Origin of the sequence: Fusibacter ferrireducens (assembly GCF_015352425.1) — a bacterium.
GTDB classification, from domain to species: Bacteria; Bacillota; Clostridia; order Peptostreptococcales; family Acidaminobacteraceae; genus Fusibacter_A; species Fusibacter_A ferrireducens.
On record NZ_JADKNH010000004.1, the window covers coordinates 125,666 to 149,120 of the forward strand.

The 23,455-nt window shown below is 37.4% G+C and carries 23 protein-coding genes; 18 read left to right on the forward strand and 5 right to left on the reverse strand.

All coding sequences use genetic code 11. The annotated features are described in order from the left end of the window. Positions 1–10 precede the first annotated feature (10 nt). From ISU02_RS07550 to ISU02_RS07565, 4 genes are all read left to right on the forward strand, one after another. Complete coding sequence (locus ISU02_RS07550) at positions 11–1,780, forward strand: DEAD/DEAH box helicase (protein WP_194701205.1); 1,770 nt, start codon at positions 11–13, stop codon at positions 1,778–1,780. A gap of 147 nt (positions 1,781–1,927) precedes the next feature. Continuing rightward, positions 1,928–4,027, forward strand: a complete 2,100-nt coding sequence (locus ISU02_RS07555) for a methyl-accepting chemotaxis protein (protein WP_194701206.1) — start codon at positions 1,928–1,930, stop codon at positions 4,025–4,027. Between the two features lie 115 nt (positions 4,028–4,142). After that, positions 4,143–4,562 (forward strand): UBA domain-containing protein, encoded by a 420-nt coding sequence (locus ISU02_RS07560; RefSeq protein ID WP_194701207.1) that lies wholly within the window; start codon positions 4,143–4,145, stop codon positions 4,560–4,562. A 210-nt stretch (positions 4,563–4,772) separates the two neighbouring features. Then, on the forward strand, positions 4,773–5,102 hold the full coding sequence (locus tag ISU02_RS07565; RefSeq protein ID WP_194701208.1) for a DUF1904 family protein: 330 nt from the start codon (positions 4,773–4,775) through the stop codon (positions 5,100–5,102). Here ISU02_RS07565 and ISU02_RS07570 read toward each other — a convergent pair. After that, positions 5,099–6,328, reverse strand: coding sequence for a class I SAM-dependent rRNA methyltransferase (locus tag ISU02_RS07570; RefSeq protein WP_194701209.1), 1,230 nt, complete (start codon positions 6,326–6,328; stop codon positions 5,099–5,101). The two genes, ISU02_RS07565 and ISU02_RS07570, sit on opposite strands and share 4 nt — an antisense overlap. Positions 6,329–6,477: 149 nt before the next feature. On the opposite strand from ISU02_RS07570, the gene ISU02_RS07575 reads away from it, so the two are divergent. Next, positions 6,478–8,142: a SulP family inorganic anion transporter gene (locus tag ISU02_RS07575; protein ID WP_194701210.1), complete on the forward strand. Its 1,665-nt coding sequence runs from the start codon at positions 6,478–6,480 to the stop codon at positions 8,140–8,142. 120 nt (positions 8,143–8,262) lie between these two features. After that, positions 8,263–9,645 carry a deoxyribodipyrimidine photo-lyase gene (locus ISU02_RS07580; RefSeq protein ID WP_194701211.1) on the forward strand — a complete coding sequence of 461 codons (1,383 nt, stop codon included), beginning with the start codon at positions 8,263–8,265 and terminating at the stop codon, positions 9,643–9,645. 213 nt (positions 9,646–9,858) lie between these two features. Here the strand turns inward: ISU02_RS07580 and ISU02_RS07585 are convergent, their stop codons facing one another. After that, positions 9,859–11,001: a methyl-accepting chemotaxis protein gene (locus ISU02_RS07585; protein WP_194701212.1), complete on the reverse strand. Its 1,143-nt coding sequence runs from the start codon at positions 10,999–11,001 to the stop codon at positions 9,859–9,861. A 118-nt stretch (positions 11,002–11,119) separates the two neighbouring features. Between ISU02_RS07585 and sfsA the strand changes: the two genes are divergently transcribed. From sfsA to ISU02_RS07600, 3 genes are read left to right on the forward strand one after another with little or no spacing between them, the layout of a single operon-like run. Beyond that, a complete protein-coding gene (sfsA, locus tag ISU02_RS07590; protein WP_194701213.1) occupies positions 11,120–11,863 on the forward strand; it encodes a DNA/RNA nuclease SfsA in 744 nt (247 codons plus the stop codon). Continuing rightward, a complete protein-coding gene (locus tag ISU02_RS07595; RefSeq protein ID WP_194701214.1) occupies positions 11,856–12,158 on the forward strand; it encodes a DUF340 domain-containing protein in 303 nt (100 codons plus the stop codon). Before sfsA ends, ISU02_RS07595 begins: the two co-directional genes overlap by 8 nt. Then, entirely contained in the window at positions 12,155–12,754 is a 600-nt protein-coding gene (locus ISU02_RS07600) for a LysO family transporter (RefSeq protein WP_194701215.1), read from the forward strand. Before ISU02_RS07595 ends, ISU02_RS07600 begins: the two co-directional genes overlap by 4 nt. Before the next feature lie 188 nt (positions 12,755–12,942). On the opposite strand, the gene tpx is transcribed toward ISU02_RS07600, so the two are convergent. Next, on the reverse strand, positions 12,943–13,446 hold the full coding sequence (gene tpx, locus ISU02_RS07605) for a thiol peroxidase (RefSeq protein ID WP_194701216.1): 504 nt from the start codon (positions 13,444–13,446) through the stop codon (positions 12,943–12,945). Between the two features lie 288 nt (positions 13,447–13,734). Here tpx and ISU02_RS07610 point away from each other — a divergent pair, with 288 nt between their 5' ends. The 6 genes from ISU02_RS07610 (at position 13,735) to ISU02_RS07635 (ending at position 19,784) form a co-directional block, all read left to right on the forward strand. Beyond that, the gene (locus tag ISU02_RS07610; protein WP_194701217.1) at positions 13,735–14,214 is read left to right on the forward strand and encodes a pyridoxamine 5'-phosphate oxidase family protein; all 480 of its coding nucleotides are present in this window, start codon (positions 13,735–13,737) and stop codon (positions 14,212–14,214) included. A gap of 12 nt (positions 14,215–14,226) precedes the next feature. Next, a complete protein-coding gene (locus tag ISU02_RS07615; protein WP_194701218.1) occupies positions 14,227–15,033 on the forward strand; it encodes an inositol monophosphatase family protein in 807 nt (268 codons plus the stop codon). Between the two features lie 2 nt (positions 15,034–15,035). Continuing rightward, the gene (locus ISU02_RS07620) at positions 15,036–15,686 is read left to right on the forward strand and encodes a flavodoxin family protein (protein ID WP_194701219.1); all 651 of its coding nucleotides are present in this window, start codon (positions 15,036–15,038) and stop codon (positions 15,684–15,686) included. Continuing rightward, positions 15,670–16,509: a carbon-nitrogen hydrolase family protein gene (locus ISU02_RS07625; protein WP_194701220.1), complete on the forward strand. Its 840-nt coding sequence runs from the start codon at positions 15,670–15,672 to the stop codon at positions 16,507–16,509. Before ISU02_RS07620 ends, ISU02_RS07625 begins: the two co-directional genes overlap by 17 nt. Positions 16,510–16,511: 2 nt before the next feature. After that, positions 16,512–17,471, forward strand: a complete 960-nt coding sequence (gene dapF / locus ISU02_RS07630; RefSeq protein ID WP_194701221.1) for a diaminopimelate epimerase — start codon at positions 16,512–16,514, stop codon at positions 17,469–17,471. Between the two features lie 159 nt (positions 17,472–17,630). Beyond that, on the forward strand, positions 17,631–19,784 hold the full coding sequence (locus ISU02_RS07635; RefSeq protein ID WP_194701222.1) for a hypothetical protein: 2,154 nt from the start codon (positions 17,631–17,633) through the stop codon (positions 19,782–19,784). A 94-nt stretch (positions 19,785–19,878) separates the two neighbouring features. On the opposite strand, the gene ISU02_RS07640 is transcribed toward ISU02_RS07635, so the two are convergent. Together ISU02_RS07640 and ISU02_RS07645 are read right to left on the reverse strand one after the other, a co-directional pair. After that, positions 19,879–20,370: a 4Fe-4S ferredoxin gene (locus ISU02_RS07640; RefSeq protein ID WP_194701223.1), complete on the reverse strand. Its 492-nt coding sequence runs from the start codon at positions 20,368–20,370 to the stop codon at positions 19,879–19,881. A 100-nt stretch (positions 20,371–20,470) separates the two neighbouring features. Next, a complete protein-coding gene (locus ISU02_RS07645) occupies positions 20,471–21,214 on the reverse strand; it encodes an HAD-IB family hydrolase (protein WP_194701224.1) in 744 nt (247 codons plus the stop codon). Positions 21,215–21,394: 180 nt separating this feature from the next. Here ISU02_RS07645 and ISU02_RS07650 point away from each other — a divergent pair, with 180 nt between their 5' ends. The 3 genes from ISU02_RS07650 to ISU02_RS07660 all read left to right on the forward strand — a co-directional run bounded on the left by ISU02_RS07650 (position 21,395) and on the right by ISU02_RS07660 (position 23,454). Then, a complete protein-coding gene (locus ISU02_RS07650) occupies positions 21,395–22,000 on the forward strand; it encodes an acetate uptake transporter (protein ID WP_194701225.1) in 606 nt (201 codons plus the stop codon). Between the two features lie 192 nt (positions 22,001–22,192). After that, on the forward strand, positions 22,193–22,531 hold the full coding sequence (locus ISU02_RS23745) for a hypothetical protein (protein WP_207736224.1): 339 nt from the start codon (positions 22,193–22,195) through the stop codon (positions 22,529–22,531). Positions 22,532–22,623: 92 nt separating this feature from the next. Then, positions 22,624–23,454, forward strand: coding sequence for an ABC transporter ATP-binding protein (locus tag ISU02_RS07660; RefSeq protein WP_194701227.1), 831 nt, complete (start codon positions 22,624–22,626; stop codon positions 23,452–23,454). The last annotated feature ends 1 nt before the right edge of the window (position 23,455 follow it).

Sequence of the window (23,455 nt, forward strand, 5' to 3'; positions counted from 1 at the left end):
GAACAATTAAATGAATAAGATTCAATTCAGTGAACTGAAAGTTTCAGAAGAAATTCTGAAAGCCGTTGAAGCTATGGGATTCGAGGAAGCTACTCCTATACAGACAATGGCGATTCCCGTAGCATTAGAAGGTAGAGATTTGGTAGGTCAGGCACAAACGGGTACAGGTAAAACAGCAGCCTTTACAATTCCGATGCTTGAAACGATTGATGTGTCAAATCGTGGTGTTCAAGCACTTATACTCTGTCCAACACGTGAGCTTGCCGTACAAATTTCTGAGGAAGTAAGCAAAATTGCAAAGTTTAGAAGAAGCATTAGCATTATGCCTATTTATGGTGGACAAGATATTGAAAGACAGATTAGAGGTCTTAGAAAGGGCGTTCATATTGTAATTGGGACACCTGGTAGAGTATTAGATCATCTTAGAAGAAAAACACTTAAATTAGCAGATTTAAAGATGCTTATATTAGATGAAGCAGATGAGATGCTCAACATGGGCTTCAGAGAGGATATTGAGCTCGTACTGGACAGTGTAGATCATGAAATCCAAACCATGCTGTTTTCCGCAACAATGCCAAAGGAAATCATGAGAATCATCAATAAATACCAGAAAAATCCAGAAATTTTGAAGGTAGCTCATAAAGAACTGACAACGCCAAATATCAAGCAAGTTTATTTGGAAATGAAAGATAAGGATAAACTTGAGATTTTAAGTAGGCTTGTGGACATTTATGATTATAAATTATCTATCGTATTTTGCAACACAAAGAAACGTGTGGACGAAGTAACCGATATGCTACAGGCAAGAGGTTACCAATGTGATAAGATCCACGGTGATATGAAGCAAGCGTTGAGAATGAACGTTATCAATAAATTCAAACGTGGTGATATTGATCTCTTAGTTGCGACAGATGTTGCGGCAAGAGGACTTGATGTTGAAAATGTCGAGGCCGTATTCAATTATGATATGCCAAGCCATGAAGAATACTATGTACACAGAATCGGCAGAACAGGTAGAGCAGGTAAAGAAGGCGTCTCATTTACCTTTGTAACTTACAGAGAGTATCATTTGCTTAGAAATATTAAGCAGTATACAAAGTCAGATATCGTTCATCATCCAATTCCAAAGATTACAGATATTGAAGCTATGAAACGCGAATTGTTCCTTAGAAAGGTAAAAGAACGTATTGAAGAAGGTCTTGATGCCAAGTTCATTAAGATCATTGAAGAATTTTCTGATGATGTCTTTTCACCAATTGAAATTGCAGCTGCATTACTTCAAATGGAGCTTGAAATGGAAAAGACAAAAGAAATTGATTCAATAGACAACGAAAAGAAAGTTAGAAGCGGTAATTCAAGATCTGATTCAAGATCAGACCAAAGATCGGGGTCTAAGTACAGAGGCAGAAACTCTGGACCGATGATTCGTATGCACATTAATGTGGGTAACAATCATCATGTGCGTCCAAGAGATATTGTTGGTGCTATTGCCAATGAAGCCAAAATTGATGGCAGTCTCATTGGCAGTGTGGATATTTATGATTCATTCTCATTTGTTGAAATTCCTGAAAGCCATGCAGACAGTGTTCTGGAAAGAATGGACAAAAGACAGATTAAAGGAAAACCTATTTCGATTGAACGTGCTAAGGGCAGAACGAATGATAGAGGCAAAGATCGCGGCAAAGATCGTGGGAAAGAACATCGAGGTTTCAGAAGTAAAGAAGGTAATTTCGATGGCGATAAAAAAAGGGTGCGTGTTAAAAAAACAGTAAAGAATTAATAGAATTATGAATTAGATTTAGAATGATAGAGTTCAGTGCATTATGAAAATGTACTGGACTTTTTGTTTTTTTTGATTTGAAAAAGGTATATATAAATTGCGAAGTAGTGGGACATGTTGTTAGTTATTGTTAGGGGAGTGAAGTACATGAAAAAAATATCGACTAGAATCATTCTTGCAATTATGTTAACGTCATTTATTTTAGTATTTGTTATGGGGACAGTAAGTTATCTCAGTGTGAAGTCAATTCTTATTTCGGATGCAGAACAAAATTTAGTAGGTATTGTTGATAAGAATGCAAGCGAAATCGAGGCGTCCATAACGAGTGTTGTTACTTTGACAAATCAAATTTCAAATATTGTTGTCAGCAATATGGACTTTGACAAAGTGAAAAATAATGAAACTGAAATGAAAAATTTCAAAAGTGGTATTGAGACTGTTCTAAAGGGTTCGATCCAGTCGCTTTCAGCACAAAGTGGATGGATTATCTTTGATGATGCTGTCATTAAAAATCCTGGCATCGTTTCGTTTGCAAAATCAGATGATGGCACTTATAAGAAAGATGAAGAATACAATGCTAGAGAATCTGGATACGGTGAAGATGCGTGGTTTAAGGGTGCTATTGAGAATGGTAGCAACTGGACGGAACCGTATTATTGGGAACCTTGGGATGCTATGGTGATCTCCTATAGTCAAAGCGTTTCAAAAGATGGTCAAATCATTGGTGTTGCAGGGACAGAATATTTTTTTGACACTCTTAAAGAGCGTTTAAGTCAAATTAAGATTTATGATACGGGCTATGCCACTTTAATGGATAAAGATTTTAACTTTCTCTATCATCCAGATGAAAAGGCAACTAATTTAAGAGAACTTGCTGGTGGTGATCTCAGTTACCTTGCAGATGAAATCCAAAGCGGGGATACATCTGGCTTGATAAATTATACGTATCAAGGCAAAAAGAAAATTTTGTCCTATTATAAGCTCAGCAATGGTTGGTATCTAACTGCAAATCCTGTCTTATCTGAAATCTATGCGGATTTAAATAGGTTGACCTTTGTTTTTGTCATCATAGGAATTGTTGCCGTTGCAGGTGCTGCTCTAATTGCACTTTTTATCGGGAAAAAACTTGCAAAATCAATTGAACAGTTTAGAACGGCTTTTGAAATTGGCTCAAGTGGAAATTTAACAGCCCGAATTGATATCCGAGAGAAGGATGAATTTGGGATCATGGGGGACCATTATAATAGTTTTATTGAAAAAACACATCAAGTGGTTTCAGAAATTGGCAGGGTTATTCTCAGAGCCGAAGAGAGTAACGATCGCATACACAAAGGCATGGACAATGTTATTCATGGTGAAGAGAGCATTTATAAAAATGAAATCAAAGCGCCAATTACACTTGGCATAGATCAACTTCAAAGGCGTCTAAGTGAAGTTTTGGATAACGTCAAAAATCAGGTGGCAGGGACAGAAGAGTCTTTGGCGGGGCTTGAAGAGATTTTAGCTTCCACAAGAGATTCATTTTATAAGACAGAAGCAGCACTTGAATACTCTGAGAAAACAAGTCAGATTGCAACTTCAAGCTACTCGAGCATTGAAACAATGAATAATAATATGGGAACAATTGATGTCAATGTTGCCAATGCCAATACTCAAATCGTCAAACTCTCTCAACTATCCGAAGATATTGGGGGAATATTGGTGACAATTAATTCCATTTCAGAACAGACGAACTTACTTGCTTTAAATGCAGCAATTGAAGCTGCAAGAGCTGGAGAAGCTGGCAAAGGCTTTGCAGTGGTAGCTGATGAAATACGTAAACTTGCAGAACAGACGAGTTCAGAGACTGATAAAATCAAGAATATCATTGAAAACATCCAACAAGAAGTCAAAGTGGTACAAAAGGCAAACGAGAAAGTCAGTCTAAGCGTTCAAGATGGTATTTCCATCTCAAATCAAGTGAAATCCAGCATCAACGAAATTTTAGAAAAGGCAAAAGTCAATTTGGAACATATCAGGGCAGTTTCATTGACTTCGAAAGAACAGATTGAAGCATCAGAGGAAATTACGAAAGCAGTTAGCGATATTGCAAGTAACTCAGTGGAAATTGAGACATTAATCAATGACTCTTATAATTCATTTGCGAGCATTGCAAAATCACTTAACCAAAATACAGCAGATATTGATGCCTTAACGGCTGACATGGAGAAACTGGCAGATGAGATCAAATTCTTCAAAGTAGAGTAAAATAATCGTCTAAAAACTTACCCGCTTCTAGCTTCTTTTTAATCTTTCTAAAAGAGGATCTTAATCTTAAGAGCCTACAATGAGAACATAGATTAAGATTAAGAGGAGGTAACACATGAGTTTATCACTAGAAAAAATTGATTTGTTAATGGAGCGTGCAAATGTGTCCTATAAAGAGGCAAAAGAAACGCTGGAAGAGACAGATGGCGATTTGCTTGAAGCATTAATTCGCTTAGAGAAAGCTGAAAAAATTTTAGAACCAGAAAAATCAGCATCAGAAAAGAATAGAGCAACAAAAGAAGCGATTAAATCTAAAAGCAAATCCTTTTTCAATGATCTCAAAGAAACACGATTTAAAATTAAAAATAAGGAAAAAGACGTTGTAGATGTGTCTTTATTGACGGCATCGATTGCAACTTTGGTCACAATGCCAGTGTCTATTTTCGTTTTAGCAACACCATATCTATTTGGGCACAAAATTGTGGTTGGGAAAGAACCCTTAGAAACCAAAAAAGATTCTGAGACAGAAAAATAATGTGGATGTCGGGAAATAATTAGCTCGAATGTTGTTGCTGTTATGGTTGGTTTGGGTATCGATCTCATTGCGTATGTATTTATATTTTTAACAATTCTAAAAAAATGACCTATTTGCAGCCAAATTTAATCGGAAATAGATTATAATGGTGGTGAGGTCATATCGTTTTAAGATTATGAATTTAGAATACATTTATAGGAGAAAAAGACCATGCCACATATTATCATTAAAGGTGCTTCAGAAGAACATGTGAAGGAAATTAGCAAGACACTTGTAAAGCCAATGTCTGAAATTATCAAATGTCCAGAAGATCATATTACCATTGAGTATCTGCCAACCGTATTTTATCAAAACGGTGTTGCTGGGCAAGGGGCTTATCCCTTTGTGAATATTCAGTGGTTTAAGAGAGATGAGATGGCTTGCAAGCAGATTGCGGAATTGTTTAATACTTTTTTTATTCAAAAAAAATACGCTGAGAATGCCGTTATCTTTACGGACTTAATCCCAACGTATTATTTTGAAAATGGCCAACACTTTTAAGGATTGACCGTTTTGGATTTTTTTATGACTTTAATAAAGGCAACTTTTAAGTAGTTGCTCTCAGGATAAGCGTGGTTTGTTCTGAAATCTTTCGGTAATTGATGGATTTCTAGAATTTCAAATCGCGCTTTTCCCATGTTAAAGGCCTTGCCAATCATCTGCTTAAATTTTTCTAGGTCAATGGTGCTTGAATTATTCGAAGCCACTATGATGCCATTATTCACTGTAATTTTTATGGTTTCTGCAAGTAGAGTAGGATAGTCTTTTTCTGCAGAGAAAACAAAATTTTTTGACTTAGCAAAACTTGGTGGATCTAGAATAACCATATCAAATTTGAGACCTTTTTTATCACAGTAATTAAAATATTTAAAGACATCTTCAACGACAATCGAATGATCTTCAAGATTTATATTGTTGAGTCTGAAGTTCTCTTGGGTCCGTTCAAGGCTTCTGTTTGCAAGGTCAACACTGGTCGTATTTCGTGCGCCGCCTTTGGCAGCAAATACTGAAAAGGCTCCTGTATAAGAAAATAAATTTAGAATATTTTTACCTTTCGAGTAGTTGTTTCTAATGGTGCGACGCACTTCGCGCTGATCAAGGAAAATGCCAACCATGGCACCATCATTAAAGTAAACAGCAAACCGTTCTCCATTTTCTTTAATAATAATTGGGAATGTCACTGGTTTTCCAGCGATCAATCCGTCATTTTCTTCAATCAGATCATGATCAAATCTCAATTTTTCGTAAATGGCATCGTATTCGACGATTTCCTTTAAACTTTTGACAATGTTATCTTTAAAACTGAAGATCCCCTGACTGTACCAGTTGATGAGGTAAATGCCATCGAAGAAATCTATGGTTAAACCGCCAATGCCATCCCCTTCTCCATTAAAAACTCTAAAAGCACTCGTTTTAGGATTGTTATAGAGTTTTATACGTTTTTCAATCGCACTGTACAATTTCTTTTTGAAATAAAGTGCATCTATTTTTTCCTTTTCGATACGACTCAATACCCAACCAATACCTTTATTTTGGATGCCATAGTACGCGGTGGCAATAAAATGGCCTCTTTCATCCGTTAATTTAAGAAGTGTACCTTCTTGGATGCTGTTGTCTTCAAAAACATGATTGCCCATAACCGCTTCTTTAAAGAGCAAGGGGTACTGATTTTTATATTTATCTAAATGGCGTTGGTGAATCTTTAATTCCAGAAATTTATGTTTCATATTGCCTCCTATGCTAACGTATACTGAACGTCCTACCATTATATTATATACCATCTAATTAAACAATTAAAAAAGATGTTTTACACGAAAACATTGTATACAAAGTACAAGGTTAGTGCTAAAATGAGGATGTATTAGAGGAGGGACATATGTCAACATTCATACCTAAGTTATTTACAACTTTAAAAGGATACAATAAGGAACAGTTTTTCAGTGATGTCACTGCAGGCATTATCGTTGCAATTATAGCATTGCCGCTTTCAATCGCACTTGGCATATCATCAGGTGTCACGCCAGAAAGAGGCCTTTTTACTGCAATTATAGCAGGTTTTATCATTTCACTACTCGGCGGCAGTCGTGTTCTCATAGGGGGCCCAACAGGTGCTTTCATGGTGATCGTCTATGGCATTGTGATGCAGTATGGCCTTGATGGCTTAATTTTGGCCACGATGATGGCGGGGGTGTTTTTAATTCTAATGGGTGTCTTGAAATTGGGTAACCTGATTAAATTCATGCCATACCCCATAACGACAGGGTTCACAAGCGGCATTGCAGTGGTCATATTTTCTTCTCAAATTAAGGATTTTTTTGGACTTACAATAGAAACAGTTCCAACTGAATTTGTCGAGAAATGGCGTGTTTATTTTGAAAACTTTAATACGCTTCATATGGAAAGTGCTCTTATTGGAATCATTGCGCTTTTGATCATTATATTTTGGCCAAAGGTCAACAAGAAAATTCCTGGTTCGCTCATTGCGTTAATTGTAACGACTTTAATCGTGACTTTAGGCCATTTAGATGTACCCACAATCGGTTCAAAATTTGGAGTTCTTTCATCCAGTTTTCCAGCACCGCATTTTCCGGAAATATCAATTGAGCGGTTGCAGTTGCTTCTCAAACCGGCATTTACTATTGCAATGCTAGGGGCTATTGAATCACTGCTCGCATGTGTCGTTTCTGATGGTATGATCGGTGGAAAACACCGATCGAATATGGAGCTTGTGGCACAGGGGATTGCCAATATTGCATCGGGCTTGTTTGGTGGCATTCCAGCTACAGGTGCAATCGCAAGAACCGCAGCAAACATAAAAAATGGCGGGAGGACACCGGTTGCAGGCATGGTACATGCAGTTGTGCTCCTGTTGATTGTACTCATATTTATGCCACTTGCTCAGATGATTCCATTGGCATCATTGGCAGCCATTCTTATTATTGTTGCCTACAATATGAGCGAATGGCGTGAATTTTTAGGGCTTCTAAGCGCACCGAAGAGTGATGTCATTGTGCTTTTGGTGACCTTTTTCTTGACCGTGGCAGTGGACTTGGTCGTTGCGATTCAATTTGGCATCATACTGGCAGCTTTTCTATTTGTCAAGCGGATGTCAGATGTGGCAGAGGTCAATCACCTCATGTACGAGGCTGGTGAAGAAAATGATTTAACGGCAGAAGAACTTACAGAACAAACCAAGAATATTACAATTTATGAGATCAACGGGCCATTTTTCTTTGGAATTGCAGATAAGTTCATCAATACACTTGATGAAGTACAATATGATACTCAATATTTGATTATTCGAATGCGCAATGTCCCTGCGATGGATGCCACCGCTTATCATGGCATTAAGAGGCTTGAAAAACTTTGCAAAACGTATAAGATTGAGCTTCTTTTTTCCGGTGTCAATGAACAACCTTATAAAATGATGCAACAAGATGGGTTTATAGAACGAATAGGCGAGTCTTCTTTCTTTGATTCCGTACATGAGGCCAAAGCTTATGCAGAAAAAAAATTAGCAGCATCTAAAAAGAGTGCGTAGGTCAGAAATGAATGTATAAATCAAAAATGAGTGCATAAATCAAAACTAGGGTATAAAGATAAAGGTTGTTTAGTAGAAATGACTATAAGACTATGAAATCTGTAAATTGAGGAGAACCCTATGTTTAAAGACAGAATAACTTTCCTAAATGATCGATCCATTACAGAGGGACATTATGTGCTTTACTGGATGCAACAGGCTCAAAGAACGATTAATAATCATGCACTCAGCTATGCAATAGAGTGTGCAAACAATTTAAAGTGCCCTTTAGTGGTGCTTTTTGTCGTTTCAAAACATTATCCCAATGCCAATTTAAGGCACTATCAGTTTATGCTTGAAGGGCTTAAAGATATCATGCCAAAACTTAAGAGACTTGGATGTCATTTTCATATGGAGATGGGGTCACCTGAAGAAGTTGTTCTCAGAATTTCAAAAGAGGCAAGACAAACAGTGTTGGATATGGGCTATCTTAAACATGAAAGAGAGAGCCGTGATATTCTAGCTCAGAAAATACAGCATTGTGTTGTGATGGTCGATACGAATTGTGTGGTGCCGGTGAGTCGGGCTTATCCTAAAGAAGCGTATGCAGCTTATGCCATAAGACCTGCTATTTTAAAGCAGTTAAATGATTTTACTCAAGAGGTTGTCTTGTGTAAAGTCAAAAATCCATGGACAGAAGATGATAAAAACCAGAGAACACATTTAATAGAAGCCAATTTATTAGAAAAAGATATTTCTGGGGCATTGAGCGATCTAGAAAATTTCATGGATAGGTATCTTAGTCATTTGGAATCTCTGCCAGATGTAAGTGCGTATTTTCTGGGTGGAGAGCAGGAAGCTTTAAAGCGCTTGAAGCGGTTTTTAGATCAAAATATAATGCATTATAGCAGTCGACCAGATGCAAATAATGACTCAAAACTCAGTCCTTATCTGCATTTTGGTCAGATTAGCACTTTGACCATTTACTTAGAGATGCTTAAACGCAATCAAATGAATGATGATTTCCTGGAACAGCTCATCATTAGAAGAGAACTTGCTGTAAACTTCGTGTACTACAATGATCACTACAGAACATCGTTAGAGGCAATACTCCCAGAATGGGCGTGGAACACCCTTAAAGCACATGAAGCAGACACAAGTGTCCAATATACGCTTGAAGACATAGAAATGGGCAAAACAGATGATCGCTATTTTAACACAGCCCAGCATGAAATGGTGTATACAGGTCACATGAATGGTTATATGCGTATGTATTGGGGCAAGAAAATTCTAGAATGGTCCAAGACGCCCACTGAAGCATTTGAAAGATTACTGTATTTGAATGACAAGTACGAGCTGGATGGTAGAGATGCCAATGGATACACAGGTATAGCTTGGATATTCGGAAAACACGATAGGGCTTGGAGAGAGCGTCAAAAATTCGGAAAGATCCGTTATATGAATGCCTCTGGCCTTGAGCGCAAATTTGATATGACGCGATATGGTGATTTTTTAGAAAAATAAAGATGGGGGCATGATATTTTGGTATGAAATTTCAGGGTCTATAAACGGCATGATTTATTTGTGAAATGCATTTAGCACGATGTTATAAGTCACATGAAAAGCCACATGAAAAAGCCATATGAATACCTCAGAAGAGGGCTTTGAGAGCAGAAGCGCTTTCCTGAGGGACTCATATGGCTTTTTTAGAGGTTTTTATGCGCAGAGATCAGATGACTAATGCGTCTGAAATAACTTGTCTACAATTTTTGTATCCTCCTGAATTTGATCAAAGATATTTTTAAGAAGGCTTGAGAGTGCGTCAGATTGGGCGCGCAGTTTTTCAGTATGTTGCACAATATCTTGATAAATTTCGTTTTGTTGACTGGATTCATGATCCAATTGTTCAATGCCATCTATGATCTGTTGGATAAGTGATAAAATCTCAGCCAGTTGATCGACATTTTTCTTTGAAAATAAAAGCGTGTCTTCTAAATCCGTTGAAAGTGATTTACTCAGTTGGCTATTCGCTTTTATTTCGACATTGAGTTCTGATTGAATTGCTTGAATTCTACCGAGAATCGTTTCTGTATGTAATGATAATTTTCGAATTTCATTTGCAACAACTTCAAAACCTCTACCGTATTCTCCTGCACGAGAAGCTTCAATAGAAGCATTGAGTGCAAGCAATTGGATTTGACTTGAAATTTGGAAAATGGCAGAGAGTTCCGTATCAATTTCAGCGGAGACTTTAGACAACTTTTCATTGGAATCAAGGGCACTTTGGAGACCAGCAGTAAGTGCTTCAAGCGTCTTACTATTTGAATTCATAAAGGCTAAAGTATCACCATATCTTAAATTGAGATGTTCTAAATCGTTTTTAGAAGTTTTAAGTGTGTGATTCACACGTGTTACTTGATCCGATAAACTGATCATGGCATCTGAAATCTCAATATTATGAAGATTTATGCTTTGATCTTCTTTTTGTATTTGTGAAGTTGTCTCCTGTGTACTTCTAAAATTGAGCATGAGCTCTTGAGAATATTTGGACAAGGCTTTCAACAACTGAGCTTGATCTTCAGAAACTTTTTGAATGGCTTGTTTTGAAAGGGCCATTTCACCCAGTAATTTTTGATTTTCCTGAAGTAATTTTACGGCATGGTCTTTACTAATACCACCAATCCAAGCGAATATGCCTAAAAAAAGTGGAGCACTATCTATCATGAAGAGCAGTTTGTTTTCAGCATGAATAAGGGCAATTGATCCAAAGGATAGAGGTTGCTTTTTTAAAATGAGTTCTAATGTAATTGCCATTAAAGGGAACATAAGCCCAAATAAGCTACCTACTAAAAAATAATTTCGACGAATATGATTTTTCATAAAGGCCTCCTAGGTTAATAAATATCTTATACCCCGTACAGATTATAATAATTGATTGAAATGCCTAATTTATATATTTTTTTGATATAATAGAGTGAATTATAATTAGGAGGATGAAATGAATTCAATTTTAAAATTTTCAGATCCTTTAATTCAAATAGAAGGACTCCAAAAGGGAATTTTTAAGAAAAGGCCCAATCGTTATCTATCAGAAGTAGAGGTAGATGGTCATATGGAACTTGTACACGTTCACGATCCAGGGCGTTTAAAAGAGTTGTTATTTGAAGATAATGCTTGTCTAATTAAACCTGTTCAGAGTGAGAAGCGCAAGACGAAGTGGGATATGGTTTTCGCTAGAAAAGGTGATGAATGGATTCTAGTTCATTCGGCATACCACAGATATCTTGCTGAAGCACTTTTAAGGCGAGGGCATGAACCTTTTGGAACACTTAAAGATCTGAGAGCAGAAGTCAAAGTTGGCAAATCAAGGCTGGATTTTAAAGTTCAAAGTGAAGCCGAGGAAACCGTTTGGATTGAAGTCAAAGGATGTTCACTTTCAGAAGACGGACTTGCTAAATTTCCAGATGCACCAACGGATAGGGGGCGTCGACACTTGGAGGAATTGATGACTTTGTTGTCTGAGGCGGCACCCAATACACGGTGTGCGGTTTTAATTCTTGTTTTAAGTGAAGCAACGGCATTTGAGCCCAATTTTGAAACCGATCCCAAGTTTTATCATACATTTTACAGTGCTTTAGAGAGCGGTGTGGAGATTTATCCATGTAAAATTCTATATGATCATAAGATGCAGGCCTTCACATTTAAAGGCATTTTACCGATTAAGGAGAAACGATATGAGTAGTATATTTTTGTATTTGCTATTGCTTATAGTAGGTGGTTTTCTGAGTTATAGGGGCGTTGTGCCACGAAAGCTCTTTGATAAACTTGAACATATTCAGCTCATTTGTCTCTTTATTTTACTTTTTGCAATGGGGTTGAGAATTGGAATGGATGATCGCGTGATCAATGCTTTTTTAAAATTGGGGATTCATGCGACACTATTTGCTCTTGTATCTATTTTTTTCAGTATTTTAACCGTATGGCTTTTTAGGAAAACATTATTAAAACTTCTGACGAAAAAAGAGGTGCAATCATGACATTAAAGATTATTGGCGTAGTTATTCTTGGGATGATCCTAGGGTTATTTATTCCAGAAACTTACTATGGTATGACAGACCACATGTTGAATATAGGCCTTTGTTTCCTGCTCTTTTTCGTAGGGGTGGATATCGGTAAAAATAAGGATATTTTTAAAAATATTAAAAGATCAGGACCGCTTTTTATACTCATTCCCATGGGAGTTGCAGCTGGGAGTATCTTGGGGTCCATCATACTTGGGTTTGCATTGGGCTATCCCATTAATGAATCCGGTGCCATCGGTGCAGGATTTGCGTGGTATTCATTGTCTTCAATCATTATAGCACCGTATAGTTCTGAACTCTCAGTGCTGTCATTCTTAACCAATTTGATCAGAGAAATATTGGCGATTATGATCATCCCCTTTGTCGCAAAACACATTGGATTTGCTGAGGCGATTGCACCTGGTGGTGCCACAGCCATGGATACAACGCTCCCCATTGTTTCAAAAAATACAAATGCCGAAACCGCGATTTTATCCTTTACGACAGGATTGATTCTTTCGATGCTGGTGCCTATACTGGTACCGTTTATATTGAATTTAGGCATTTTATAAAATGCATTTCTTTGGCAGTACAATGGCATGTATAGGTCGCGTAATGAAATGCATATTAAAAGAAGGCAATCTCAATGAAATATCGAACCGACTTCCCGCTACTGGACATCAAGTTTATCAGAGGGGAGTCGGTTCATAGGTTCAAAGTGAGATTGCCTTTTTAATCTATAAGAGATTGATACTATTGTTTAAAGTAATGTTTTTACGAATTCTAGCGCCTTATCATAATCAGGATGCGTAGCAACTTCCTTGACGTATTCCACATATTTTACGGTTTCATCCTTATCTACAATGACAATACCTCTAGCAAGCAAGCGGAGGTCTTCAATAGCAAAACCATACTTCATGCCGAAGTCAAGTGTCCTATGATCTGATACAACAATTGAGTTTTCGATGTCATTTGCCACACAGAATCTCTGTTGCGCAAAAGGAAGATCCACGCTGATGGTGAGTACCACAACTTCAGGATGTTTTGTTGCCTCTTCATTAAAAGAAATCGTTTGGAACTCACAAATTTTTGTATCCACAGATGGCACCACGCTAATAATTTTAAGTTTGCCCTTTAGTTCTGAAAAATTGAAAGGTGTCATGTCTTTATTAACTGCCGAAAAATCAGGTGCTTTATCATTGACTTTAATCTCATTTCCCAACAATTTGATTGGATTGCCGCCCATTGTAATATTTTCTCTCATTTTTGCCTCCAAGTAAGTTTAGTGTTATTATATTTAACAAGTATTGTTCCTTATATTCATTCCATTTTAAATGCATTTTAAACACCCTATAAGATTATTTACAATTTATTAAAATGTTGAAATGTTAGAAATTTGAGTGTATCATTAATACAGGTTCGCCCCTGGGGATTAAATGTGTATGATGGCGGATAATTGTGGATTAAAAGCGTAAATTTATTATGTTATCCACAGAAAATGTGTGTAAACAGGTTAAAAGTGTGGATAAACATTCATATATAGGAGGATAACATGTTTAAAGAAATGAGAAGGAAAGAAAAAGAAATGACTGAAGAACGCGTTACAGAAATTTTAATGACAGGAGAATATGGCGTTCTCAGCGTACTGGATGCATCGGGATATCCTTATGGTGTTCCAGTGAATTATGTCTATGATCAGGATAAAATATATGTTCATTGTGCGAAAGCGGGTGCTAAGCTTGAAGCCATATTGAAGCACTCCAAGGTGAGTTTTAACATCGTTAAGACACATGGTGTCATCGCTGAGCGCTTCACAAGTTTTTATGAGAGTGTAACCGTTTTTGGAAATGCATTTCTTGTGGAAGGTGAAGACACGATTGCACCACTTAAAGCGTTTATTGATAAATATGCTTCTGATTATACTGAAAGTGGATATAAGTATGCGGAAGGCAGTTTTATGAAGACTATGATCATAGAAATCAAACCACAAAACATCACTGGAAAGTCCAGTAATATGCCTGTGCAGGCATAATGAGGAGTTAAAATGTCGAATTCAATTTTAAATCAAGCAATTCATTCAGAATATGCTGAAGTGATTCAGATTTCAAAAACAGCTGGTGAAATTCAAAAAGAGTACTTTCGAACCCGCTCATTTAAAATTAAGACGAAAAGTAGTGCAGTTGATCTCGTCACTGAGGTGGACGTTAAATGTGACCAATATATTGTGGAACAACTTAAGCGATTGTTTCCAGAGGATCAAATTCTCTCTGAAGAGCAAGGGCTCTATGTGCCTGAAACTAAAAAGAGCGCCTATAAATGGATCATAGATCCACTGGATGGTACGACAAATTTCAGCAATGGCATTCCTATTTTCGCTGTGTCCATTGCAAGATGGTGTGAAAATAAACCCGTTTTTGGTGTGGTTTATGTGCCCATGCTGGATGAACTCTTCTATGCTGAAAAAGGACGTGGTGCTTATCACAATCATGAACGCATACAGCGTTCAGATTGTGATCAATTGAATCAAGCGGTTGTCGGCACAGGATTTCCATATAATCGTGCCACGGCTCGGAATAACAACGGAGAGAATATTCAAAAGATGATTCCATTAATCAAGGGTGCTCGTCGATTGGGTGCTGCTGCATATGACCTTTGTCTTGTGGCAATGGGTGTTCTAGACGCATTTTGGGAACTCCGTTTGGCTCAGTGGGACTTGGCAGCAGGCATGTTGATTATTGAGGAAGCTGGGGGTACATTCTACTATATAGAAGAAGGGCAAATGTACAATGTGATTACTGGTAATGAGCATTTAGTTGCCCAAATCCAAGAGCTTGTAGATTTGGAGAATTAAACATGGGCAAATCCGTTATGCTCATCATGGGCAGTCATCGTAAGCATAAGAATACGGCGTTTTTTAGTGAACGCCTAAGAATTGCGTTTGAAGAACGTGCATTTGAGGTCTCTTATTTTGATGTCAACGATCTTAAAATAGAACATTGTACAGATTGTGGTTACTGTAGCAAGCACTTTTCAAAATGTGTTTTTGAAGATGATATGAATTCGGTTTATGAGGCCTTCAAGACGAGCAAACATGTGATCTTTGTATCTCCAGTGTACATGAATAATATTACAAGTAAGCTTAAATTATTAGTGGATAGGTGTCAAATGATTTTTATGTGTAAATACGCACACAATGAATCTTTCGTTTTGGATACGCATGTGACGACAGCGCATGAGGCATTAAAGGGTTCAGAGCAATCTCATTTAAACAGGTGTGGCACAGGAATCATCGTGTCATTGGGTGGTGCTAGATCATATGAAAATCAATATGTAGGAAGCGAATTGACGCTTGACTTAATCTTCAATAATTTGAGCCTTCCTCTGAAAAAACATATTCAGTTTAGTGGAACAGACCATGTTACACTTGAAGGACGGTTAGAAGAAGTTGATGCTGCAATTGAACTCATTGTAAACGAGGTGATCAAAAATGAGTCAAAAATTTAAATTAGCTGTTATTCAGATGAAAATTAGTGAATCTAAAGTAGATTCTGTCCATAAAGCGATTGAGAATGTTGCCTATATGGCAGATAAGGGTGCGAATATGGTTGTTTTGCCTGAAATGTTTAACTGTCCATATGAGACATACCGTTTTCCAGCTTACGCAGAAGCAGAGGGTGGGGATACTTATCAAAGACTTTCTAAAATAGCAAAAGAAAAAAAAGTTTATCTTGTTGCGGGTTCTGTCCCAGAAGTAGAGGCGGATCGTATTTATAATACAACATATATTTTTGGCCCGAGTGGTGATCTCATTGGCAAACATAGAAAAATGCATCTCTTTGAAATTGATATCGTCAATGGACAATATTTTAGAGAAGCGGAAACGCTAACAGCAGGAAAATCTGTGACCGTGGTGGATACTGAGTTCGGCAAAATAGGTGTGGCAATCTGCTTTGACGTCAGATTTCCAGAACTTGCAAGACTTATGGCCCAGCAAGGGGCTGAAATGCTCATTTATCCTGCTGCATTTAACATGACCACTGGCCCTGCGCATTGGGAGCTCCTTTTTAGATCACGCGCGATTGATCAACAGGTTTTCACAGTGGGATGTGCACCTGCACGAGACTATGAATCCAATTATATTTCATATGGCAACTCTATTATTGTCAACCCGTGGGGTGAAGTCATCGGACGATTAAATGATGAAGAGGGGTATCTCTTTGGAGAAATTGACCTGAGTGAAGTGAGTCAAATTAGGGCTCAGTTACCTTTAAATCAATCCATCAGAGATGATGTCTATGAGCTCAAAACGATTTTAAAGGAGGACTAAGCGTGAAATTTTATAAGATGCAAGGGACTGGAAATGATTTCATTATCATTGATGAACGCAGGGCAGTTGAAAAATTTGAAGAACTCTATGAACACAATTCAGAAGCGCGTCATCAGATTGCGCAAAATCTCTGCGAAATTTTCGGGACAGATGGCGTCATGTTTGTACTTGAAAGCAAAATTGCGGATGCAAAAATGCGTATTTTCAATGCAGATGGCACAGAGGCAATGATGTGCGGCAATGGCTTAAGATGTTTTGGCAGATACGTATTAGATGATCTGGGGTTAGATGAAATCAAAGTTGAAACGGCAAAAGCTGAATATTCCGTCAAACGTGTTCCTGATTTCAATCCATATCTGGAGGGTTTTGAAATCCTGTTGAATAATGTCAAAGCATTTGGGAAAACAGAACAGTCAAAAGCGCTTGAAAAACAATTTGACTTGAAATACGCCTATGATTTTGAGTTTTTTACGATTTCCAATCTACATGTTGTGAGCATACAGGAAAAAGCAATTCCAAATGATACGACATTATTAGAAATCGGGGGATATGCCAATAGTTCCGATTCACCTTTTGAGCTAGGTGTAAATGTAAACTTTTGTACCGTGCTGGATGAGGATAAGCTTTATGTGAGAACCTTTGAAAGAGGCGTTGGGATTACAAAATCTTGTGGGACAGGTATGACTTCCAGTGTGACGAGATATGCAAGAGATCAGAATCGGTTTCAGAAGTGGATAGAGGTTTTTAATGATGGTGGCATGATCCGATGTAATGTTGAAGAAGTGGCCCCTGATACTTATCATGCTAAATTTGTAGGCAATGCTTCTTACGAATTTGCATTTGAAGCAGAGGTTGAACGGTTAGGCACGCTTAAAAGGTCCGAGTTAAAGATTGAAGACGCGACACATGAGGTTAATCAATATCAATTATTTTTAGAGTGGACTAAAAAGCAAATTAGATAGCAAGAAAATCAGAATATCTCCGCATCAAATGAACATGTATTTGATGCGGAGATATTTTTTTGATTTCAAGTGAATAAGCTACTTTTAATATTCATAGGTTGACAGCTTTTAAATAATTATTATAGAATAAAGACGATAAAAAATAGGGAAGGGGCTTTTATGAAAAAAATTATAGTCATATTATTAATTTTGGGGTTAATTTTAACATCTTGTGGTACAGAGAGTGTTTCGCCACCTGAAAAAGAGCTTGATAATAAGGCGAACTTAGAACAAGTCAATGAGAATGAAGTCAGTAAAAAAGAACCAACTGATGAGCAGAATACCTCTGCAGCTGATTTAAATGCTGAAGTGGATCAGACTACACCAGATTCGACCACACCAGATCCGACAAACCAGGTATTGGGTTCTGTGGATAGAACCAATATACCAGAAGCGTTAGGAGGGCATAAGGTCCGATCATATGAAAAGACTGATACATCCTTTAATATTGTAATGGATGGAATATATGAAGCGGTTGAAGGTGTTCTGATTAAGGATGAATTGAATGATGGGTATGGATTTTCAATGGCAGATCGGTATTATGATACGCTGGAATCCTTTGAGATCTCATTTCCCGATAATGGCAATTTTGAGACGTTTAAAGTGACGCCGCCAGGTGGATTGATCGAAATGGATAAGGCACAAATTATAAGCGTTATGGGGCATGATGCCATTGCAAAGCTGGACAATGGGGAACAGATACAGGTAACATGCAATATAAGAAATTATACGAATTCAATTTACTATAAATCTGAAGGCTTTTCAACTGCAGATATTGAGATTATCGTTTTTAATAAATCGCTGTTGGCAGATTTAATCTTAAAATATTTTGAGGATATATCACTTAGTAAGCAAGAGATTATAGACCAGTTAAGGTATGACTATTATGATTTCACGTCTGATGGCATAGCAGATGTGATCTGTTATTCGCCTAGTGGCAATGGCTTCAATAATACAGCTTTTTTCACTGTAAAAGAAGGCGAGATTACTTTAGTGCCCTGTGATTATGGCTGGGCAAAATATGAGCAAGCATATCATCTCAATGGGCCTTTTATTATTAAAGATGCCACCGGCGGCGGGACAGGATTATATACTCAAACGCGAGAACTCTTAGTCTATAATGGTGAAAAAGTTATTTCTACTGGTGTCATATTGGTGCAAAATGCCAGAACATCAGCACCGGATTATGAAACAGAGACAGTGGGCACAACACAGTTTGATGCCTCAGAAGATTATACACGTTTTATTCATGAAGTCGAGACGACAGGTACGGAGCACTCTTATAAGAAAACGAAATACGTTTATGATCCAAGTACCTATACGTTTGAGATTACTGAGCTAGAAAATACAAATTCAAATCAGAATGAAGTTGTGAATAATGACCTCAATAATGGTTCGACATCGAGCTACGATATAAAAACATTAAAAGAAGGTCAGAAAATAGAACAATTTACGATTAAAAATATAAATTATATAGAAAATGAAAGTACCTCATTTGAACTAGAAGGAGAAGTAACTCTAGAAGGCGTCATAGAGTATGATGAGATGTGGTATGAATTTGTATTTACAAGTCACGAAAATATGCTTAATCGTCCAATACAAATAGATGATTATTCATTCTATAAGCCCGAGTATGTTGCCTTTGATCAAGAGCTGCTCTCGAAAGAGGCAATGGCATACGTCAAAGAAAATAAGGATATAAAAGTCAATGTTACATTTTCCAAATACAGTATGGCTACAAAAGATGGTACTGAAGGCGGTAGTCGTATTGAAATTAAAGACATCCAAGTGTTGACCGATCTCAATCAGAAGAGCGGTGGCACCCAAGACAATAATAACGCCACAGGGCAGATTTTACAGGGGTTAGAAAATGAGGTTTTCTTGACGGACAATGGAGATTTCTTTGTGGACTATTCTAAGTATAGATGTGTTGTGGTGCCTATGAAAGCATCTAAAAATCTGGATGTCATATCTGGTCATCTGATACCAGTCCAATTTTCAGATGAAGAACCGAGGTTATCTTTCTCCGTATTCGGTGAGTTGGAGGATGTTAAGATCAATTATGTAGCTAACATGGGAGAAGAAGGACTTTGGCAAGAAGTGGGGCGCATTAAGGATGCATTGGTCTTGATTGCCGCGTCGCTCCCAAATGACATGTCTTTTGTCAAAGTGTATGGCAGAGTCCATAAAGGTGATGGTACGTATGAAAATGTCGAGTTTACGTTGGATGATGTAAGAGATGACATTTCTTATAAGGTTTATACTGTGGAGTAAGTCAAGGTAATTGCTAGTAGTATGCCATTTGTATCTCAAAAAAAGAAGCAGATAAAAAACATTTTTTAAGTGTTTTTTATCTGTTTTTCTATTTTCATTTTTGCTTGGAAAGAGGCGCAATTTGAATATCTTTGATCAATGTCGTTGCATGCCCCATGGGACAAACGACGCACCAACTTCTAGGACTAAAGATGATGCCAAGTATTATGCCAACAATGAAGGAGATGCCCATAAATCGATAAAAGGCATGTGATAATTTGAGCAAGCTACCCTGAGTATGATAAAGGGCATATGAAAGTATACTGACCATGACCATTAAAAGTATGTTTTTAAAAAGCTTGGTCTTCGCAAATTTTGGAAGCGAGCGATTTAAACTCACTCTTTTTAGAAAGCGTCCTAAAAATGAACCCCGTGGGCAATATTTAATACAGTGTATTTTTCCATGTCCTCTTAACGCATGGATTAAAGGCGTTGTCATACATAAAATACCCAAAATACCAAATCTGATATCTAAGGTGCTGAGTATAAAGAAAGTGATGATGATAATCCAAGACCACTTCATGTGGCTTTTAATGTTTGTAATCATATTAAGTGGAGACCTCCCTAAAAATATACCCCCTATCACAGGGGGTCGAAATGTATTTTAGCATATGAATTTGGAAGGTGTCAACTTTTTTTACGAAGATTTATAGAAATAAATCACTTTCTGAGATGATTTCAACGTCTGCATCCATTTTATAGATGACATCTTTGCGTTCAATGATGATGGTTGCATTTTCTTTGAGTTTATCGGAATGCTTGATGTTGAGAAGCAATTCTTTTGCAGGATTGATGGCAACAGGATGACCGACACGAGTTAACATGGATAAGTCGCCGTTGGTATCACCATAGGCATAGCTTTGGCTTAAGTCAATATTGTATTCTCTCACAAAATCATCAATGGCCTTGTTTTTGCTGATGGAATCCCACATGGGAATAACTTCGCCAGTGAAGCGACCTTTTTCGTCCACGAGATAGTCTGTACCTCTAAAACCATCAATTTGATATTTTTGTGCCATTTTGCCCACAAGAAATGAGGGACTACCCGAGATGAAAAACACTTTATGTCCTTGACGTTGATGCCATAATATTCGATTGCGAGTGTATTTGTAGACAATATCACCATTTAAGGTGATTACTTGATTAGAGATAAACTCTAGGTCAGCGGCACGTCTGCCTTTAAGCGCTTCATAATAGATGTCCACAAGCTCTAACATGTAATCCTCGTATTCACCAACGCGCTTGCGCCATTCGATAAAGGCATCTTTGACGCTTGTGTGCCATAAACCCGGATCAACGACTTCGTATTTGACAAGTTTCTTGAAATGTTCTATCATCAATGAGTTGCGGTAAAGTGTGCCATCTATGTCTAAAAATGCTGCTATATTCATGTTTTCACATCCTTTCTGTAAGGTTTAATCATTTTATACTCCAATATACGCTTTTTTATTCAAAAAGTCCACTATTATCATTGAAAATATCTAGTGTAAGCATTGATTTTTAAACCTGTATATGGTAATCTATGTCGGGCAGTATTGTTAATGGAAACTTAAATTAGGGAGGAAACATTCGTGAATCAAAACGAAAGAAAAATTTTTACAGCAGACCCGTCTGCATTGGGATTGTTTGGACTTGCAATGATTACATTTGTTGCATCGACACAGAAATTGGGTTGGACCACTGGCACATCATTTATCATTCCTTGGGCTATATTTTTAGGCGCTTGCGCACAAATATATGCTTGTGTAAACGATGCGAAAAAGGGAAACGTATTCGGAGCAACTGCATTTGGGGCTTACAGCTTCTTTTGGCTTGCAGTGGCAATGTCTTGGATGATATCAAATGGTGTTTTCGGCAGTACAATGGCTCAAAGTGCTGATTCAAAACAATTGGGTTTTGCATTTTTAGGATATTTAATTTTCTCAGTTTTCATGACAATTGGTTCTTTAGAAACAAACAAAGTATTGATGATCATTTTTGTTCTCATTGACTTCTTATTCTTAGGATTGAGCATGAGCGTCATTTGGGGGATTGAAATAGGTCATGAAATTGCGGCTTGGAGTGAGTTTTTTATCTCTTTAGTTGGTTTTTATGGTTCTGGTGCAAATGTATTAAACCATACATTTGGAAGAGAATTCTTGCCAGTGGGTAAACCACTTGGAATTTTTAAGAAATAGCCATTTTAACGAGCGAGATAACAAAAAAAATTGACGAGCAATATGACATTTAAGTGGATGACAATTTGGGACTTGAGGCATAGCCTTGGGTCCCTTTTATTAATTGAAACAACAAGATTTGAGCCGAAAGCTGTGCTGAGGAATGTTCACCCTCAAACAGCGTCAGCGAAAATCGTTTTGAGGCATCGAGAGATGACTCAAATGTTGTTGTATGCAAGATTTGAGCCGAAAGCTGTGCTGAGGAATGTTCACCCTCAAACAGCGTCAGCGAAAATCGTTTTGAGGCATCGAGAGATGACTCGAATGTTGTTGTATGCAAGATTTGAGCCGAAAGCTGAGATGAGGAATGTTCACCCTCAAACAGCGTCAGCGAAAATCGTTTTGAGGCATCGAGAGATGACTCAAATGTTGTTGTATGCAAGATTTGAGCCTAAAGCGGCGTCAGCGAAAATCGTTTTGAGGCATCGAAAGATGACTCAAATGTTGTTAATATCATTAATTTTCACTAGAAATCATCTTAAATCAGGCTGAGTCATCTTAATAGTTTTTTAATCAAAATGAATTAAATTCATAATCAATAAATGCTACAATGAAATCAAACGATATTACATAGGAGTGATCAAATGGATGCAGTAATAAAAATGACTAATTTGAGAATGCGTTATAACGATAAAGCAGATTATGTTTTGAAAGGAATTGATCTTGAAATTATGCCTGGACAGATTATTGGCTATATTGGGCCAAATGGCGCGGGCAAAAGCACCACGGTGAAGATCATGCTCGGTATGATTCAAAATTATGAAGGCGATGTGGAGATCTTCGGTGAGAACATTAAAACAAATGCAGTGATGTATAAGCAACGTATTGGCTATGTCCCAGAAGTTGCTGTGATTTATGACAGTTTATCCGGTTACGAATACCTAATTTTTATTGGGGAACTTTATAAATTGGATCTCAAACTTGTGGAGTATAAGGCTAAAGAAATGTTCAAATTATTTGGAATTCAAGAGGCGCTTTATAATCGCATCTCATCTTACTCTAAGGGGATGAAACAAAAACTTTTGATTATTTCAAGTCTTATTCACGATCCGGATATTCTCTTCTTTGATGAGCCCATTAGTGGTCTCGATGCCAACAGCGTCATGGTCTTTAAAGAGATGATTAAGCAGCTTTCAGAGCAGGGAAAAACCATCTTTTATTCTTCTCATATTATGGAAGTCGTTGAGAAAATCAGTGATCGAATTATTTTACTCAACAAAGGTGTTATTGCAGCAGATGGTGATTTTGAGATGCTTAAAGAAAAGAGCAAAGAGGGTTCGCTTCAAGATATATTTAATCAATTGACCGGATTTAATGAACACGAGATCATTGCAAAGTCTCTTGTGGAAACAATAAGGCTCAATAGTATTGGCGAACATGACTCAGCTGATACCATGATACAACAAGAGGTGTAGT

Excerpts from the sequence above, each read along its gene's own strand:
- ISU02_RS07550 (WP_194701205.1), top strand. The coding sequence starts at position 11 with ATGAATAAGATTCAATTCAGTGAACTGAAAGTTTCAGAAGAAATTCTG.
- ISU02_RS07555 (WP_194701206.1), top strand. The coding sequence starts at position 1,928 with ATGAAAAAAATATCGACTAGAATCATTCTTGCAATTATGTTAACGTCA.
- ISU02_RS07560 (WP_194701207.1), top strand. The coding sequence starts at position 4,143 with ATGAGTTTATCACTAGAAAAAATTGATTTGTTAATGGAGCGTGCAAAT.
- ISU02_RS07565 (WP_194701208.1), top strand. The coding sequence starts at position 4,773 with ATGCCACATATTATCATTAAAGGTGCTTCAGAAGAACATGTGAAGGAA.
- ISU02_RS07570 (WP_194701209.1), bottom strand. The coding sequence starts at position 6,328 with ATGAAACATAAATTTCTGGAATTAAAGATTCACCAACGCCATTTAGAT.
- ISU02_RS07575 (WP_194701210.1), top strand. The coding sequence starts at position 6,478 with ATGTCAACATTCATACCTAAGTTATTTACAACTTTAAAAGGATACAAT.
- ISU02_RS07580 (WP_194701211.1), top strand. The coding sequence starts at position 8,263 with ATGTTTAAAGACAGAATAACTTTCCTAAATGATCGATCCATTACAGAG.
- ISU02_RS07585 (WP_194701212.1), bottom strand. The coding sequence starts at position 11,001 with ATGAAAAATCATATTCGTCGAAATTATTTTTTAGTAGGTAGCTTATTT.
- sfsA (WP_194701213.1), top strand. The coding sequence starts at position 11,120 with ATGAATTCAATTTTAAAATTTTCAGATCCTTTAATTCAAATAGAAGGA.
- ISU02_RS07595 (WP_194701214.1), top strand. The coding sequence starts at position 11,856 with ATGAGTAGTATATTTTTGTATTTGCTATTGCTTATAGTAGGTGGTTTT.
- ISU02_RS07600 (WP_194701215.1), top strand. The coding sequence starts at position 12,155 with ATGACATTAAAGATTATTGGCGTAGTTATTCTTGGGATGATCCTAGGG.
- tpx (WP_194701216.1), bottom strand. The coding sequence starts at position 13,446 with ATGAGAGAAAATATTACAATGGGCGGCAATCCAATCAAATTGTTGGGA.
- ISU02_RS07610 (WP_194701217.1), top strand. The coding sequence starts at position 13,735 with ATGTTTAAAGAAATGAGAAGGAAAGAAAAAGAAATGACTGAAGAACGC.
- ISU02_RS07615 (WP_194701218.1), top strand. The coding sequence starts at position 14,227 with ATGTCGAATTCAATTTTAAATCAAGCAATTCATTCAGAATATGCTGAA.
- ISU02_RS07620 (WP_194701219.1), top strand. The coding sequence starts at position 15,036 with ATGGGCAAATCCGTTATGCTCATCATGGGCAGTCATCGTAAGCATAAG.
- ISU02_RS07625 (WP_194701220.1), top strand. The coding sequence starts at position 15,670 with ATGAGTCAAAAATTTAAATTAGCTGTTATTCAGATGAAAATTAGTGAA.
- ISU02_RS07635 (WP_194701222.1), top strand. The coding sequence starts at position 17,631 with ATGAAAAAAATTATAGTCATATTATTAATTTTGGGGTTAATTTTAACA.
- ISU02_RS07640 (WP_194701223.1), bottom strand. The coding sequence starts at position 20,370 with ATGATTACAAACATTAAAAGCCACATGAAGTGGTCTTGGATTATCATC.
- ISU02_RS07645 (WP_194701224.1), bottom strand. The coding sequence starts at position 21,214 with ATGAATATAGCAGCATTTTTAGACATAGATGGCACACTTTACCGCAAC.
- ISU02_RS23745 (WP_207736224.1), top strand. The coding sequence starts at position 22,193 with ATGACTCAAATGTTGTTGTATGCAAGATTTGAGCCGAAAGCTGTGCTG.
- ISU02_RS07660 (WP_194701227.1), top strand. The coding sequence starts at position 22,624 with ATGGATGCAGTAATAAAAATGACTAATTTGAGAATGCGTTATAACGAT.